Genomic DNA, 16,999 nt, shown 5'->3' on the forward strand with positions numbered 1-16,999 from the left:
ATTCGGGTCGCGCCAGAGGTTCGGCGACGTCGATGGGGATATGGTGCAGGACTGGTACCGGGGGCGACTCACCACACTGTCCCTGGGCATGGAATCGGTGAGATGCAACTCACATTTGTTGAGGAAACGGAAGGTTTTGCGGCGTGCGAGCGCTGACCACTGAGATGACAGCTGCCCGGAGTGAGACGACCACGGACGCTCCGACACCGGTCGATTCCGTATCGCCCCCCACCACCCGGTTGGGCAGGGCGTGGCTTATCACCGTGTTGGGTGCGATGGTTGCACTGGGGCCGCTCACCATCGACATGTACCTCCCGGCACTGCCCGACATCGGGACGGATCTGCACGTCAACTCGACCCTGACGCAGCTGACCCTGACGGGGACGCTGCTGGGATTGGGACTGGGACAGCTCCTCGTGGGTCCGTTATCGGATTCGCTGGGGCGGCGTCTGCCGCTGATCGCCGGGGCGACCCTGCATATCTTGGCGTCGCTGGCTATCACGGTGGCTCCGAACATCGTGGTGCTGGGTGTGCTGCGGGCGATCGAGGGCGTGGGTGCCGCGGCGGCGATGGTCGTGGCGATGGCCGTGGTGCGCGACCTCTACACCGACAAGGCGGCCGCCACCGTGATCTCCCGACTCACGCTGGTGATCGGTATCGCGCCGATCCTCGCCCCATCGCTGGGGGCGGCAGTGCTGGTGCACGGGTCATGGCAGCACGTGTTCGCGGCACTGTCATTTCTGGGAGTGCTGCTGCTGATCCTCGCGGTCCTGGCGCTGCCCGAGACGCTGCCGCCGGCCGCCCGGCGTCCATTGCAGGTGAAGGCAATCTTGCGGACCTATCGCGATCTTCTGCGTGACAAGGTGTTCGTGGTTCTGGCGCTCGTCGCCGGACTGTCGCTATCAGGCCTGTTCGCTTACATCTCGGGTGCATCGTTTGTGCTGCAGGGCCAGTACGGCATGAATCAGCAGGTGTTCGCGATCGCGTTCGGTGCCGGCGCCGTTGCGTTTGTCGCGGCCTCACAGCTGAATGTGGTGTTGCTCAAACGGTTCGAACCCCAGCAGATCGTGCAGTGGTGCCTGTCGCTGGCTCTGATTCCGGCCGCGGTACTGCTGGTGCTGGCTGGGCTCGGGGTCGGTGGGCTCGTCGGCTTCGTGGCTCCGGTGTGGACATTGATGGCGTTCATGGGATTCGTCATTCCCAACGCGCCTGCCCTGGCGTTGTCTCGCCACGGTGAGGCGGCCGGTACCTCGGCGGCGGTGCTGGGCGCCGCGCAGTTCGGTGTCGGAGCCGTGATCGCACCGCTGGTTGGCGCGTTGGGCAATAACGCACTCGCGGTGGCCGTTGTCATGATGGTCGGCGTTGTGCTGGCCCTGGCGGGGTTGGCCGCCGTGAGAAGCCGTGCCACCACCTGAGCGGCAACTGGATTCCGGAGCTGTACGCCAGGACTATCCGCGACCGTGGACGACGTTGTGGGTGGTGCTTTTCGGACTGTTCATGATCCTGCTCGACTCGACCATCGTGTCGGTCGCCAATCCCGCCATCAAGGCCGCTTTCAGTGCCGACTACTCGGCAACGGTGTGGGTCACCAGTGCCTATCTGCTGGGTTACGCGGTGCCGCTGCTGATCACCGGGCGGCTCGGGGATCAGTTCGGCCCGAAGTCCATGTACTTGGCGGGGTTGGCGGTTTTCACCGCCGCCTCCTTGTGGTGCGGGCTCGCCGGATCGATCGGATGGCTTATCGCTGCCCGGGTAGTGCAGGGGTTCGGCGCGGCGATGTTGACGCCGCAGACACTGACGGTGGTGCAGCGAGTGTTTCCCCCACAGCGGCGCGGAACCGCAATGGGGGTGTGGGGGGCGGTGGCCGGGATCGCGACTCTGGTGGGCCCGGTTGCCGGTGGCCTGTTGGTCGACGGGTGGGGTTGGCAGTGGATCTTCTATGTCAACGTTCCGGTGGGTGTGCTGGGAATGATCCTGGGCGCCATCTACATTCCGCGCATGGCGACGCATCCGCATCGGCTGGATCTACTGGGCATGGCGCTCTCGGCTGTGGGTATGTTCGCGTTCGTGTTCGCGCTGCAGGAGGGGGAGAGCTTTCACTGGGCGCCCGGGGTGTGGGGGATGATGGCCGCCGGTCTGGCGGTCCTGGGCGTATTCGTGTGGTGGCAGTCGGTGAATCGGGGTGAGCCACTGATTCCGTTGCGGTTGTTCACGGACCGCAACTTCTCGCTCGCCGGTGTCGGTATCGCGTCGATGGGCTTTTGTGTGATCTCCACCGGTTTGCCCATGATGTTCTACACGCAATTGGCGCTGGGTTTCTCGCCGACTAAGGCGGCGTTGACGCAGGCACCGACCGCGATCGTGAGTGGGATCTTGGCGCCGGTGACCGGCTGGCTTGTCGACCGGGTGCGTCCCTCGATGCTGATCGGCGGCGGTGTCATGCTGATGATCGCGTCCACGTTGTGGTGGACGGCATTAATGCGGCCCGAGACGCAGATGTGGCAGTTGATGTTGCCTGCGGCGGGTATCGGTGCTGCCATGGCATGCATTTGGGGGCCATTGGCGACCACCGCGACGCGGAATCTGCCCTCCGAGGTGGCCGGGGCCGGTTCCGGTGTCTACAACACGCTGCGCCAGGTCGGAGGCGTGCTGGGCAGTTCGGCAATGGGGGCATTGATGACGGCACGTTTGGCTGCTGAAATCCCTTCAATGCCAGCCGATTCCGCTTCCAGTGGGGTGCTGCCGCCGGGGCTACGCGCGCCGTTCTCGGCGGCGATGGCGCAATCCATGCTGTTGGGTATCGTCGCGTTGGCCGTCGGCCTGCTGGCGGCGTTGTTCATGAGGCCGGTTGCCCTAAAGGTAGGTGCCGTGCCCCTCGATCACATTGTCCCCGTCGAAGATTAGGACCTCGTTGACGAGGCCGCCCCGGTGGTTTCGGTAGTTGATAACAAGGGCCTTCGCGCCCACGTACGTGCCGATCGGTTCGAAATGTAGGTCAGGGTTGCGGGTGAGGGCATCGGCCCAGTAGGCGCGAATGGCGTCCTTGCCCCGAAAGACACCCCCGGTTTCCGGGGCGATTTCGGCACCATAGGCGGAGGTAAAGACGGCCTTGTCGTGGAAATGCGCGAGTACCGCGTCGATGTCGTGCGCGTTCCACGCCGCGAACCAGTCCCGACTGAACCTGTGGGGATCGACGGTGAGTGTCATGCTCGCGCGGCGAACAGCACCGCCGGGTTCAGGTATCCGGTGGGATCGAAGGCTGCTTTGACGGCGCGCATGGCGGCGATGTCGCCCGGTGTGCGCGCCATGCCGAGATAGTCACGTTTGATCGTCCCGACGCCATGCTCAGAGCTGACATTGCCGCCCAGGTCGGCGATGAGCGTCATCATGGGCTGATACAACGCGGTGGAGTCGGGGCAGCGCAACACATTTAAGTGCAAGTTGCCCTCGCCGACATGGCCGAACAGCACGGGTATCGCATCGGGTACGGTCGCGGCGATGAGAGCGGTAGCGCGCTGCTCGAACTCACCGATATGTGTCAAGGGCAGCGCGACATCGAATTTCAGGGGTGGGCCGTACACGCCGAGCTCCTCGGCGATGGATTCGCGCACCTGCCAAAGCCGTTCGCGGGAGGTGGCATCCAAACCGACGGCGGCCTGATCCGCCACTCCGGCGGCATCGAGCGCCTCGGCGAGGTCTTCGGTGGGATCGCTGTCGCGGGCGAGCTCGATGAGCAGCAGCCATGGGTTGGCGACGGGGCTTGGTATGCCCAACCTGGCGTCCATGAGTTCCAGAGCCGCGATTCCGCTGAGGTCGCGGAAAATCCGGCTCGCCTCGACCAGCTGATCCAGATCGTCGAACCCGGTGATCGCGGCAACGCTGTGTTTCGGTACCGGGTGCAGGCGCAGTTCGAGCGCGGTGATGACGCCGAGGGTGCCCTCGGCTCCGACGAACAGGCTGGTGAGGTCGTAGCCGGTGTTGTCGGCGCGAACATCGCTGTGGCGCTCCATGATTGATCCGTCGGGCAGGACAACTTGTAGGCCGATGACTTGCTCGCGCATGTTGCCATAGCGCACCGTGCGCAGGCCGCCGGCGTTGGTGGATGCCATGCCGCCCAGGGTGGCCGAGTCGCGGGAGCCGATGTCGACGCCGAATTGCAGGTTCTCCTTGGCGGCGGCCTGTTGCAGTGCGGCCAGGGTGACGCCGGAACCTACGCGTACGCGTCGATCGATCGTGTCGATGGGGCCGATCTCGGTGAGTCGCTCGGTGGACAGCAGTACATCGTCATGCTCGGGAACTGTCCCGGCGACCATCGACGTGCGGCCGCCCTGGGTGGTGACGGGGTTCCCGTGCTCCTTGCAGGCCTTCAGGATTGCGCCGGTTTCCGTGGCGGATCCCGGGCGGATCAGCAGGCTCGCGGCACCACGATAGCGTCCGGTGTGATCGATGGTCCGTCCCGCCAGCACGTCAGCGTCGGTGCTGACATACCGATCGCCAACGATCTGGACAAGGGCATCGACGAGCGCGGACATAGACCTCAGTCTGGCATGGGCTACTGCGCCAGGTCCGGACTTAGCGCCAAGAACGCCCCCAGCTCCACCAGTCCGTCGGGTGTGGCCGGCAGATACTCGGTCAATGCCGGCGATCGGACGATCACCGCCTGGAACTTCGCGCGGCTGATCGCCACGTTCAAGCGGTTTCTGTTCAGCAGGAACGACATCCCACGCGGTACGTCATCTACGGCCGAGGCCGTCATCGATACGAAAACCACCGGTGCTTGGCGGCCCTGGAACTTGTCCACGGTCCCCACCAACACCTCGTCCAATCCGGCAGCGGCCAGCGCGGCTCGCACCGTCAACACCTGCGCGTTGTACGGAGCCACCACCAGCACATCGGACTGCGCCAATGGCCGGGTCCCGGATTCATCGGTCCACTCCGAACCGATGAGCCCAGTGATCTCCGAAGCGATCGCCTCGGCTTCCTGCGGGCTGCTGGTCGCGTTTCCGTGATGATCCACCAGCCGCGTCCGCACCCCGGGCAGCTGCCCGGCCAAACTGCGTGTCGGGGCGGCGGACTCGAGCTCACCATCGTACGAAAGCTGTGAAACCTGTTGGCAGAGTGCTGGATGCATCCGGTACGAGCGCTCCAAGAAGTACCCCCGCTCGGCGGGTAGCGCGCCATGGCCCTCGACCAGCCAGCCCAGCGCGGAGCAGTCCACCGGCTCGGGGTGCACACCCTGCGACACCTGCGGCAGCTGCTGCGGATCACCGAGCAGCAGCAGGTTCTGTGCTCCCCGTGCGACTGCCAGCGTGTTCGCCAAACTGAACTGGCCCGCCTCGTCAATGACCAGCAGCCGCAGCACGCCATCGGCCACGCGGGTGGTGTTCGCGAAATCCCATGCGGTGCCACCGATGACGGCGCCCTCACCGGCGTGGGATGCGATGAACCCCGCATAGTCGCTGTCCCGAATCTGGGTCCACGCGGCATCGCCGCTGTAGGGCGAGGCCTTCTTGGCCACCCGTTCCGGGGGCACACCCGCCGCGACTATCTGATCGAGGAGGTGCTCTACAACGGCGTGGGATTGGGCCACCACACCGACAAGCCACGCTTCCCGCGTCACTAGTTCGGCGATGACGCGCGCCGCCGTGAAGGTCTTACCGGTTCCCGGTGGGCCGTGCACGGCAAGGTAGGACGAGTCCAGATTCCGCAACGCGGAAGCGATGGCTTCGGCGTATCCGCCGTTGCCGACAGGTGGCAATGGGGCACCACGAGGGTTGCGGCGCAACAAAATATCGATGGATGCGGTGCTGGGCATATCGGGAAGGCCATGGGCAACATCCGCAGCGACGTGCTCGATGGCGGACTCCAGTGCCTTGGTCATCACCGGTGCGCCGGGTGCGAGGGCCATCGGCATCTCCGCGAATACCTCGCCGTTCTTCGGCGTGAGCTCCTGGATCGTCACATCCACGGGTACGCCGCCGGATTCGGTGATCTCCACTACGGTGGCCGAACCAGATGCCCGGCGGTCGGGGTCCCCGTCGCCGAGCCCCGCGGGAGCGGGCGGCTCGTAAAGCGCGTAGACGCTGTCGTCGAGGACGCCGCCAGCGAGGTCGCCCGTCAGCCTCACGTGTCGCCGGAGCTTGCGCTGGCTACCTGATTTATGCCAGTCCTCGATCAGCTCCGCGCCCTCGACGATGAAGACTCCCGCCGTGTCGGCCCATTCGTCGACGGGGTTGTTCAACCTATCGAAGTGGCTCCACCAGAATGGTTTTCGCTCACGGGTGTGATATCCGCGCGCCGCCGAAAGCATGGCCGCCGCCGTTTGATCGGCGCGCCGGTCGGTGGGGTCGGCATCGCCGACGAACGCGGCCAACGCCCCGCCGACCTCATCGGGCTGCGGCTCATCCTTTTCGCCGATAGCGGCAGGAGACGACAAGTGGGTAATGCCGTGCTCGAATGCTCGTACCAGTAGCCAGTCTCGGAGCTTGCGCGTGGAGGCGCAGTCATACCGGTTGTACTCGGCGATGGAATCCAACACCTCTTGCGCCGCGGGGTCGCCGCTGTCGCGCAGCGCGCAGTAGCGTGCGTATTCGTTGATCGAGTCGACTGCGGTGGTGACATCACCGGAGCGTTTTCCGGATTCGATGAACAGCGGCTCCAGCGCCTTGAGCCCATAACCGCTGGATCCGGAGCGAATGCTTTTGCGCACCACGGGATAGAGGTCGACCAACACGTTGTCGCGCAGGAGATCGTCGATCTGCTCCTCGCCGACGCCGTACCGCCCCGCAAGGCGCAGCAGCGCGGTCTTCTCATACGCCGCGTAGTGGTAGACGTGCATGCCTGGATATCGGCGGCGACGTTTGGCTACCAGGTCCAGGAAGGTGGTCAGGGCTTTGCGCTCGCTGTGGCGATCGTGGGCCCAAATAGGCCGGAACTTCTCATTTCCGGATCGGTCGTACTCAAGCACGCCAAAGAGGTATTCCAGCCCCCATTGCACGCCGTCTGCCGTCCAGAGTGGATCGCCCTCGAAGTCGAAAAAGATGTCGCCAGGGTTGGGTGCCGGCATCGTACCCAGCGGAATCGGGTCGGCCACCTCGAATTGTGGTGTACCACTCTCGCGTTGGCGCACCTGCAACTGAGACTGTGCCACCAACTGTTGCAGACTGCGCGCCGACAGATCGGGTACCGGCTCGACACGTGCGGACAGTTCTGCGACGGTGCCGACTCCGGCCTCCAACAGTGCGGCACGCTGACTGATCCGCATGCCCGCGACAAGTAACAAGTCGTCGGTGCGATCGACTTCCGGCTCGCACGCGGGACAACGGAAGCAGGCGCGCACGTGCGCATCTGACCACTGCACCGCAGCGCCTCCCGCCAAATGGCGATCAAGCAAGTCCTGCAACTGGATTCGTCGTTGGCGATACACGCCAACCAGATCGGCGACTGGATAGTCGACGGTCGAACGATCACCCAAAATCAACCGTACCTCCGGCGACACCGGCACATCCGTCGCCATCAGGCTGTCGGCGTAGGCCGCCAACTGCAGCAATGCCGTCACCTTGGCGCTGCGGGCAAGTTTGGTATCGCAGACACGGTATGTCTGACTCTCCCGAACCACGAAGTCCGCGAACCCGAGGAACCGGCCGTCGAACATGGCGGCCTGGTACACCACCGGGTGCCCGTCGTCGAAGGCCCGTTTGGTCGCAGCCGCCGCAGCATTCAGCCCGTCGAGTGTGAATGTGGGAGGAAAGGGAATGCTGGCCACCCCGGAGCCGAAGCGTTTCTGCAATTCGGCAAGGTGGTGGGCTTCGTGAGCGTCGCCCAAAGTCGCGGTGCGCGCCAGTAGTTCATCGTCACGTGGGGGCGTAGGGCCCCATCCGAGTTTGGCATCGAACACCCGCAGCAGGGCGTATTCACAGCGGGCGGCGGAGGCAAGATCCGAAGCGCTGTAGACGACCCGGCCGTCGAGGACGAACACCCGATCACTGTAGGTGCTGGCACCGACGGATCGCGGCTACTGTCCGGCCTGTTGCACCTTTTCCACGCCAGATCCATTCCAGCGGAACGACACCACACTTTCGAGACCGGGAATGCCGTTGGAGAAATTGAGCACCACCGTGTCCAGGGTGCTCGCCGACAGGTCGATGGCGTTGTAACCGTAGGTGTCGGGGACACCATGGGAGATCACACCACCCAGATGGAAGAACACTGCACGGGTGGCGGAATCGGCAGCGTGGGTGGCTCCGCTGTCGGTGGTGACGATGATCGCCGACAGGGGAGCGCACTTGCTGTAGTTGCCCGCTACCGGTACCGGATTCCACGTGGCGGCGCTATTGGGTCCCGGGGGTAAGAGTGCGATAGCCGCCGCGATGGCCGGGTCCTTCAGGTTCACCGTGCAGTCGTCGTTGGTCGACGGCGGGGGTTTGGGCTTGGACGTGGGGCCCGCGGTGCCGGGAGAAGAGGGTGTCGGCGACGGTGAGGCAATGGTGTTGGTTGGCGTCTTGGATACCGTGCTGTCGCCGCCGGTGCACGCGCAGGCAAGGGCGAGCACAGCCGGCAGCACGGTCAGCGCGGCCACCAAATCCATCCTTCGCACGGCCCCGCACACTACCGACATTTACCGAAGATGCCACGGAGGCGGGAGTTGAGCGCTATAGCGCCTAGACTTCTTGACGCCATGACCTCTACAGATATCCCCACGCCCGACACCGGCGAATCGAGTGCACCACGCGCGGATGACGCCGTCACCTTCGCGGACCTACAGATCGCCCCCGAGGTGCTGCGTGCGGTGTCCGACGTGGGGTACGAAACACCGTCGGCGATTCAGGCCGCCACCATCCCGCCGTTGTTGGCAGGTTCGGATGTGGTGGGCCTGGCGCAGACCGGTACGGGGAAGACGGCGGCGTTCGCCATCCCCATCCTCTCTAAAATCGATCTGACCTCGAAGAACACCCAGGCCTTGGTGCTGGCGCCCACACGTGAGCTGGCGTTGCAGGTCGCCGAGGCGTTCGGCCGGTACGGCGCCCATATGCCCAAGCTGAATGTGCTGCCGATCTATGGCGGTCAGTCGTATGTGGTGCAGCTGTCGGGCCTCAAGCGGGGGGCTCAGGTTGTGGTCGGGACACCGGGGCGTGTCATCGATCACCTCGAGCGCGGCACGTTGGATCTGTCGCATCTGGACTATCTGGTGCTGGACGAGGCCGACGAGATGCTCACCATGGGCTTCGCCGAGGATGTCGAACGCATCCTGGCCGATACTCCCGAGTACAAGCAGGTGGCGCTGTTCTCGGCCACCATGCCCACCACCATCCGCCGGCTCACCAAGAAGTACCTGCACGACCCGGTGGAGATCAAGGTCGAGGCAAAGACGTCCACGGCCGAGAACATCACTCAGCGCTTCATCCAGGTGGCCGGCCCCCGCAAGATGGACGCGCTCACCCGGATCCTCGAGGTCGAGACGTTCGAGGCGATGATCGTGTTCGTCAGGACCAAACAGGCCACCGAGGAGGTGGCCGAAAAGCTCAAGGCACGCGGATTCGCCGCGGCGGCGATCAACGGCGATATCAACCAGTCGCAACGTGAGCGGACCATCAACGCGCTCAAGAGCGGGACCATCGACATCCTCGTGGCCACCGATGTTGCCGCCCGCGGTCTGGACGTCGAACGCATCTCCCACGTCCTCAACTACGACATTCCGCACGACACGGAGTCGTATGTGCACCGCATCGGCCGCACGGGTCGCGCGGGCCGCTCGGGTACCGCGGTGTTGTTCGTCTCTCCGCGTGAGCGGCACCTACTCAAGGCCATCGAGAAGGCCACCGGTGCCCGGCTTGCCGAGGAGCCGCTGCCGTCGGTCGACGATGTCAATGCCCAGCGAGTGACGAAGTTCCGCGATGCCATCACCGCTGCGCTCGCGGCACCGGAAATCGAACTGTTCCGCCGGCTCGTCGAGGACTACGAACGCGATAACAATGTGCCGGTGGCCGATATCGCGGCAGCGCTGGCGGTACTGTCGCGCGACGGCGAGCAGTTCCTGCTGAAGCCCGATCCGCCTCGCGATCCTCGCCACGAGCGTGGGGAACGCCCCGAGCGCGGGCCCCGCGAACCGCGCACGCAGACTCCCGGCTTGGCGACGTATCGCATTGCTGTCGGCAAGCGGCACAAGGTGATGCCGGGCGCCATCGTGGGCGCGATCGCGAACGAAGGCGGTCTGCATCGCAGCGACTTCGGGCACATCACCATCCGCCCGGATCACTCACTTGTGGAGCTGCCCGCCAAGCTGTCGCCCAAGACATTGAAAGCGCTGGAGAACACCCGGATCTCCGGTGTACTCATCGAACTGCGCCCCGCGGGTGGGCCCGATGGTGCGCGCCCGGCGCGCAAGTTCGCGGATCGCAAGCGCCCAGACCACAAGCACACGGACCACAAACGGTCGGAGGCGAAGCGTCCCAAGCGGTCCCCCAAGAAACCATGACGGCGGTCCCCGCGACTGACAGTGCCCCCGTCGTCCATGGTCCCGGACGCGTCGCTGCGCTCACGGGTATCCGGGCGGTGGCCGCGACCCTCGTGGTGGCCACCCACGCGGCCTACAGCACCGGGAACTACGTCGTCGACGGCGTCTCTCCATGGCGGGCCTATCTGCACCTGATGCAGGCTCGTTTGGAGATCGGTGTCCCGATTTTCTTCGTTCTGTCCGGGTTCTTGCTGTTCCTGCCCTGGGTGCGGGCCGCTGCTGACGGTACTGCCTCACCTTCGGTGAAACGCTATGCCTGGCACAGGTTTCGGCGCATCATGCCGGCGTACTGGATTCTGGTGGCGATCGCGTATACCTGGTATCACATCCGGGATCAGTATCCGAACCCCGGACACACCTGGCTGGGCTTACTGCGAAACCTCACGCTCACCCAGATTTACACCTCCAATTACGGGTATCGCTATATCCATCAAGGCATGACCCAGATCTGGAGCCTTGCCGTCGAGGCGGCGTTCTACGTCGCGTTGCCCTTCTTGGCGTGGCTGCTGATCAAGAGACTCTGTGGGGGCCAGTGGCATCCGGTGCGCCTGCTGGTCGGTCTGGGTGGTCTGGTCCTGGTGACACCGGCATGGATGACGCTGGTGTACACAGTCAGTGCCCTTCCGGACGGTGCGAAGCTATGGCTTCCGGCCTACCTTTCATGGTTCGTGGGCGGCATGATTCTGTCCGTTCTCGCCGTGATGGGTGTGCGGTGCTACGCGTTGGTGACTGTGCCGCTCGCGATCATCTGCTACCTCATCGTGTCCACGCGGATAGCCGGAGACCCGACCACCTCGCCGTGGGCACTGCCGCAAGCGCTGACCAAATCGATCTTCTACGTGGTGATTGCCACATTGCTGGTCGCGCCCGCCGGGTTGGGTGACAACGGCTGGTATGTCAGGTTTCTCTCGTCGCGGCCCATGGTGTGGCTGGGGGAGATCTCTTACGAGCTGTTCCTGATCCACATGATCCTGATGGAGATCGTGATGGTCGACCTACTGCACTACCACGTCTACACCGGGTCGGTGGTCATCGTTTTCTTGGTGACGATGGTGTTCAGCGTGCCTGCGTCGTGGCTGATTCACCGGGCTGCGCAGATGCTGCTGGCGTGGGGTTCACGTCTGCGGAGATCATTGGTGCAACGAACTCCGTGATCAGAGTGCGCTCGTCGTCGGGGTTGTCCTCCGGGTAGGACAGCAGCGAGATGATCACCCGGACATACCATTTTGCCCGCAGGTGGGATTCGGGGTCCGCGACTGTGCCGTCGACGAACGCCGACACCATGGCGTTCAGAACTTCCGAATGTAAGGCGAGTGATCCGCCGACATACTCGCCGGGACGGAACCAGGCCGATAGCGCCGGGTTTTCGCGCACCACTCGCAGGCTGGTGAGTACGGCACTCACCAGACGTTCCGTCGGATCGTCGATTCCGGCGACCGCTGTGGTGACCTGTCCGGTGATGGTTCGTGCCTCGCGGTGCACGTAGGCGATGTGCAGCGCCTCGCGGTTCTCGAAGTACCGGTACAGCGTCGCGCGGGAACAGCCGGCGGCCTTGGCGATTTCATTCATGCCGACGGCGGCGACCCCGTCGCGCACGAACAGCTCGGCAGCTGCGTCGAGAATCTTCTCCGCGGCTACCGATGTTCGGGTGTCGGCCAACCAGCTCACGCTGGTTCACGCTCTTCGCGCACGCGGCTCATCGCAAGATCATCGCACGCGGATGGGGACCGTCAGGGGCCTTCGCACATACGAGCCGTCCGCCCAGGTGACTCCGTCCATGTCGACCTCGAAATCCGGTATGCGGGTGAGTAGTTCCTCAAGAGCCACCCGCGATTGCATGCGCGCCGCGGCGGCTCCCAGGCAGTGGTGATTCCCGTGACTGAAGGTAAGTAGCTTGCCCGGGTTCCGCAGGACATTCAGTTCGCCTGCATCATCTCCGTATTCGCGCTCATCGCGATTGGCGCTGCCGTAGAGCAGCAGCGCACGCCGCCCCGCCGGAATGGTGGTATCACCGATGGTGACATCGCGGGTCGCGGTGCGCGCGAGCCCCTGCACCGGAGATGTCAGGCGCAGGAATTCCTCGACCGCTCCCGGAATGCGCGATGGATCCTCGATCAGCATTCGCCGCTGTTCGGGATATTTATGCAGCAGTTGTATTGCACCGCCCAGCATTCCGGTGGTCGTATCGTTACCGCCCGTCACCATGGTGAATGCGAAACCGAGGATCTGGAGCGTCCCGCTGATATCTCCGTCCGCACCGACGCCCGCCGCGACCAGGTGCGACACGGTGTCGTCCTCGGGTTCGGCACGTCGTCGTTCAATCAGCCCGGTGAAGTACATCATCAGTTCACCGATGGTCTGAGCGACCTCGCCCTGCATGGCCTCGATGTCGATGGCGCCGCCGGATGCCGCCGCGACGATGCCATCGGTCCAGGCGTCGAACTGTGCGCGGTCCTCTTCGGGCACCCCGAGGTAGTGCGCGACAACCATCGAGGGCAACGGTTTGAACAGCTCTACGACGATATCGCCCTCGCCGCGTTCCTTGAGGCGCTCAAGGCATTCCACCACGAACTCGCGCACCTTGGGTTCCACGGCGACGACTTGGCGCGGTGTGAATCCGCGGGAGACGAGCTTGCGGAAAGTGGTATGCGTGGGCGGGTCCTGCATGACCATGGGCGGGTTATCGCCCATGCCGGTCTTCTCCAGGTCGCCGTACATGACGGTCAGACCCCGTGCCGAGGAGAACGTCTCCCAATCGCGAGCGGCCTCGTAGACATCGGCATGCCGGGTGAGCACGTAATAGTCATCGGCGGGGGCATGCTCGGGCACCACGTGGTGTACCGGATCGTGGTCGCGCAGGGCTTCGTACATCGGCCAGGGATCGGTCCAGTTGTCGGAGGCTCCGGGGATGTAGCGCGGCACAACTGCGTGAGACACATCAAGTGACATGTCTTATGTGTAAGGCATATGGCCCAGGGTGTCAAGGCTCTTTGGCGAAGCTAGACGAGCGTCCCTGGGTTGAGGATGCCCGCCGGGTCGAGAGCCTGTTTGATTCGGCGATTGACCTCCAGCACCTCCGGGCCGACCTGGCCGCCCAACCATGGCTTCTTGAGGCGGCCCACCCCGTGCTCGCCGGTGATGGTGCCTCCCAAAGAGATCGCCAGATTCATGATCGCGCCGAACGCGGCATGGGCGCGCTGCGACTCATCGGGGTCGTTGGGGTTGTGCACGATCAGTGGATGGGTGTTGCCGTCACCGGCGTGTGCGATCACCGAGATGAGCAACCGGTGTTGTGTCGCGATGGCTTCCACTCCTTTCACCAGCTCGGCGAGCTTGGGGAGTGGAACGCCCACGTCTTCCAGTAGCAGCGGCCCCTTTGCTTCCACCGCAGGGATCGCGAACCTTCGTGCCGCGACGAAGGCCTCGCCCTCCTCCTGGTCATCGGTGGAAAAGACCTCGGCAGCATGATGATCGGTAAAGATCCGTGCGATAAGGTCCGCATCCTCTGCCGACGTTCGACCGCGTTCATCCGAGCGGGCGACGAGCATGGCGGCGGCCTCGCGGTCCAGCCCCATCTTCAATTTGTCCTCAACCGCGTTGATCGCCACCGAGTCCATGAACTCCAGCATTGAAGGCCGGATCTGTGCGGTAATGGCCAGTACCGCATCGGCCGCCTCGGTTACCGAATTGAACGTCGCCACCACGGTGCACGGCGGCGGTTGTGGGGGCAGTAGCCGCAGCGTGACCTCGGTGATGACCCCCAGGGACCCCTCGCTGCCCACGAAGAGCTTTGTAAGGCTCAGTCCAGCAACATCTTTCAGTCGCGGCCCGCCCAGTCTCAGGATTGTGCCGTCGGCCAGGACGACGTGCATGCCCAGCACGTAGTCGGTGGTGACGCCGTACTTGACGCAGCACAGCCCACCGGCGTTGGTCGCGATGTTGCCGCCGATGCTGCAGATCTCGAACGACGATGGGTCCGGCGGGTACCAGAGACCGTGTTCGGCGGCGCTGGCCTTTACTTCCGCGTTGAGGGCGCCGGGCTGGGCGATCGCGACACGCGTGGTGGTGTCGATCGTGATGGCGCGCATCCGTTCGGTCGACAGCACGATAGCGCCGTCCTGGGCGGTCGACCCCCCGGATAGTCCAGTGCCCGCACCGCGGGGCACGACGGGGATGTGATGGGTGCTGGCCCATTTCAGGGTCGCGGAGACCTGCTCAGTGCTGCTGGGACGTACCACCGCCAAGGGCGTTCCGGCGTCAGGATCGAAGGCGCGGTCCTGTCGATAGGAGGCGGTGATATCCGGATCGGTGATGACCGCACCCTCGCCGAGGGTGGTTGCGAGCTCGTCGAGGGCGGTCTGGCTCATATCATTCGCGCTGTCGCGCCGGCGTCGATCGGCAGCACCGTCCCGGTGATGTGCGAGCTGGCTTCGTGAGCCAGGAACAACACGGCGCGGGTGACTTCCTCGGCTTTGAGGAAGGGGGCGTACTGCAGGTGCAGCGATGCGAAGACGGACTCGACGTCCTTGAGGGTCGGCTTCTCAAGATCGGGCCGCATCATGCCGAAGACGAAATCGTTTTGTGTCATCGGGGTTTCGATGTTGCCCGGTGCGACGGCGTTGACGGTGATGCCGTAGCCGACGAGGTCATGCGCGGCGACCTTGGTCAGTCCGATGACGCCCCACTTCGACGACACGTACGAGGCCTGCGCCCACGTTGCGCTGTGGCCGAGCATCGAGGAGACCGTGACGATCCGGCCGTAGTTCCGCTTGATCATGCCGGGTGCCACGGCCGCGATGGTGTTAAAGGTTCCGGTGAGATTGGTGCCGATAACCTCGTCCCATTGGGCCGACTCGACGTCGGGCAGCAGTGCGATGGTGCTGATACCAGCGTTGGTGATCGCGATATCGATTCCGCCGAGTGACTCCTCGGTCTCGGTGACGAACGCCTCCAGCGCCGCTCGGTCCTTCACATCAAGTTTGGCTGAGATGCACTGCCGCCCGGTCTTTTCGACCATCGCGACCGTCTCGGCCAGGTCGTCCTCGGTTGCCAGCGGATACCCCACGACGTCGCTGTTCTCGCAGCGGTCACAGATCGCGATATCAGCGCCCGCCTCGGCCAGCGCCAGTGCGTGCGAACGCCCCATGCCGCGTGCGCCGCCGGTGATCAGTGCAGTTCTTCTCTCGAAATCAGCCACGAAGCCGACCCTACCGAGTGGGATCGTTGTGGGGCCGCTGTTCGCCCCGGTCCAACTCCCGCAAGACGGGCATTTGCGTGCTGGCGACGGCGATGAGGATCATGGGTATGCCGATGATCGTCAAGGTCGAGGCGACGCCGAACTTGTCGGCGATCGGGCCGGCGAGCATGAATCCGAGCGGCCCGGCGCAGTACGCGGTGGAGGTCATGACGCCCACCACCCGGCCGCGCAAGTGTTCGGGGGAGCGGGTCTGCATCACGTAGTTGGCGATCGGCGCCACCGGTCCGTAGATGAAGCCCAGGCATGCGCCCAGTACCAGCAGCACCGCGATGGGCGGCAGGAGCGACATACCCAGCGTGGTGATGCCGGCGGTGAAGGTGGCGCACAGCATGATGGTGCGGCGTTGGACGTAGCGCACCATGGTGGCGTACCCGAGGGCGCCGAGCAGTCCGCCGACCGAGATGGCCATGAGTATCCAGCCGAGCTGCTGAGGTGTTCCGGCGTCGCTGAAGTGCTTGGGCAGCAATACACTTTCGATCGGCAGGTACAGCGCCGTGATGGCCATGTCGATGAGCGCCAGGGTGCGCAGGATCTTGACATTCCAGACGAACTTCAATCCCTCGACGACACCGCTGACGACACCGGTGGGCTTGGTTTCGGCGGCCGGTTTCCCGCTGCCGTCGACCTTGAGGAAGGTGATGGCCACTACCGACACGACGAACGTCGCAGCGGTGGCCCACATGGTGTTGACACCGCCGATGGAGGCGATCAGCAGACCTCCTAGACCTGGTCCCACGATGTAGGCGACGTTGAACACCGCTTCGTACATGCTGTTCATCCGGTCGAGGGACCAGCCGGCAGCCTTCGCCGCCGCAGGCAGCATTGATTCGCGTGCGGTGATCCCGGCGGGGTCGAAGATGGCGCCGAGTGCGGCGAGGCCCGCGAGCAGCGGCACGCTCAGCCCGGTCGTCATCGCCAGAATCGGTATGGCAGAGACGGATAACAGCGAGAGAACGTCGGAGATGATCGACATCTTGCGGCGCCCGAAGAAGTCGACCGCGGTCCCCGAGATCAGGGTGGAGAAGACCAGGGGCAGGGTGCCGGCGGCGGCGACGATCGCGGCATCCGCGGCCGAGCCGGTGCGCTGCAGCACCAGCCAGGGGATCGCCACGATCGACACACCGTTGCCGATGGCGGCCACAACGGATGCGAAGAGCAGCAGGAGTACCGGCCGGCGATTCACCTGATCGATTGTCGGCGAATCCGCCGTCGGAGAGGACATGTCGCGG

At 64.5% G+C, this 16,999-nt stretch carries 13 protein-coding genes; 4 read left to right on the forward strand and 9 right to left on the reverse strand.

Features of this window, described 5'->3' with window-relative positions; all coding sequences use genetic code 11:
• The first annotated feature begins 143 nt into the window (after positions 1 to 143).
• Both BB28_RS06690 and BB28_RS06695 read left to right on the forward strand, forming a co-directional pair.
• A complete protein-coding gene (locus BB28_RS06690; RefSeq protein WP_030094837.1) occupies positions 144 to 1,415 on the forward strand; it encodes a Bcr/CflA family efflux MFS transporter in 1,272 nt (423 codons plus the stop codon).
• A complete protein-coding gene (locus BB28_RS06695) occupies positions 1,402 to 2,904 on the forward strand; it encodes a DHA2 family efflux MFS transporter permease subunit (RefSeq protein WP_191985250.1) in 1,503 nt (500 codons plus the stop codon). The genes BB28_RS06690 and BB28_RS06695 overlap by 14 nt, the downstream gene beginning before the upstream one ends.
• Here the strand turns inward: BB28_RS06695 and BB28_RS06700 are convergent.
• Genes BB28_RS06700 through BB28_RS06715 form a run of 4 tightly spaced genes read right to left on the reverse strand, consistent with a single transcriptional unit; the run spans position 2,854 to position 8,587 of the window.
• Positions 2,854 to 3,207, reverse strand: coding sequence for a nuclear transport factor 2 family protein (locus tag BB28_RS06700; protein ID WP_046252933.1), 354 nt, complete (start codon positions 3,205 to 3,207; stop codon positions 2,854 to 2,856). The genes BB28_RS06695 and BB28_RS06700 overlap by 51 nt on opposite strands.
• Positions 3,204 to 4,532 (reverse strand): FAD-binding oxidoreductase, encoded by a 1,329-nt coding sequence (locus tag BB28_RS06705; RefSeq protein WP_046252934.1) that lies wholly within the window; start codon positions 4,530 to 4,532, stop codon positions 3,204 to 3,206. The genes BB28_RS06700 and BB28_RS06705 overlap by 4 nt, the downstream gene beginning before the upstream one ends.
• A 20-nt stretch (positions 4,533 to 4,552) precedes the next feature.
• The gene (locus BB28_RS06710; RefSeq protein ID WP_046252935.1) at positions 4,553 to 7,978 is read right to left on the reverse strand and encodes a TM0106 family RecB-like putative nuclease; all 3,426 of its coding nucleotides are present in this window, start codon (positions 7,976 to 7,978) and stop codon (positions 4,553 to 4,555) included.
• A 36-nt stretch (positions 7,979 to 8,014) separates the two neighbouring features.
• On the reverse strand, positions 8,015 to 8,587 hold the full coding sequence (locus tag BB28_RS06715) for an LppP/LprE family lipoprotein (protein WP_030094842.1): 573 nt from the start codon (positions 8,585 to 8,587) through the stop codon (positions 8,015 to 8,017).
• A 90-nt stretch (positions 8,588 to 8,677) separates the two neighbouring features.
• On the opposite strand from BB28_RS06715, the gene BB28_RS06720 reads away from it, so the two are divergent.
• Complete coding sequence (locus BB28_RS06720) at positions 8,678 to 10,474, forward strand: DEAD/DEAH box helicase (RefSeq protein WP_030094843.1); 1,797 nt, start codon at positions 8,678 to 8,680, stop codon at positions 10,472 to 10,474.
• Positions 10,471 to 11,667: an acyltransferase family protein gene (locus BB28_RS06725; protein ID WP_046252936.1), complete on the forward strand. Its 1,197-nt coding sequence runs from the start codon at positions 10,471 to 10,473 to the stop codon at positions 11,665 to 11,667. The genes BB28_RS06720 and BB28_RS06725 overlap by 4 nt, the downstream gene beginning before the upstream one ends.
• Here BB28_RS06725 and BB28_RS06730 read toward each other — a convergent pair.
• From BB28_RS06730 to BB28_RS06750, 5 genes are read right to left on the reverse strand one after another with little or no spacing between them, the layout of a single operon-like run.
• Positions 11,570 to 12,181: a TetR/AcrR family transcriptional regulator gene (locus tag BB28_RS06730; RefSeq protein ID WP_046252937.1), complete on the reverse strand. Its 612-nt coding sequence runs from the start codon at positions 12,179 to 12,181 to the stop codon at positions 11,570 to 11,572. The genes BB28_RS06725 and BB28_RS06730 overlap by 98 nt on opposite strands.
• 39 nt (positions 12,182 to 12,220) lie before the next feature.
• A complete protein-coding gene (locus BB28_RS06735; protein WP_046252938.1) occupies positions 12,221 to 13,462 on the reverse strand; it encodes a cytochrome P450 in 1,242 nt (413 codons plus the stop codon).
• Between the two features lie 50 nt (positions 13,463 to 13,512).
• Positions 13,513 to 14,880, reverse strand: a complete 1,368-nt coding sequence (locus BB28_RS06740) for an FAD-binding oxidoreductase (protein WP_046252939.1) — start codon at positions 14,878 to 14,880, stop codon at positions 13,513 to 13,515.
• Positions 14,877 to 15,710 (reverse strand): mycofactocin-coupled SDR family oxidoreductase, encoded by an 834-nt coding sequence (locus BB28_RS06745; RefSeq protein ID WP_046252940.1) that lies wholly within the window; start codon positions 15,708 to 15,710, stop codon positions 14,877 to 14,879. The genes BB28_RS06740 and BB28_RS06745 overlap by 4 nt, the downstream gene beginning before the upstream one ends.
• A 10-nt stretch (positions 15,711 to 15,720) precedes the next feature.
• The gene (locus BB28_RS06750; protein ID WP_030094849.1) at positions 15,721 to 16,992 is read right to left on the reverse strand and encodes an MFS transporter; all 1,272 of its coding nucleotides are present in this window, start codon (positions 16,990 to 16,992) and stop codon (positions 15,721 to 15,723) included.
• Positions 16,993 to 16,999 lie beyond the last annotated feature (7 nt).

Source organism: Mycobacteroides chelonae CCUG 47445 (assembly GCF_001632805.1).
GTDB lineage: Bacteria > Actinomycetota > Actinomycetes > Mycobacteriales > Mycobacteriaceae > Mycobacterium > Mycobacterium chelonae.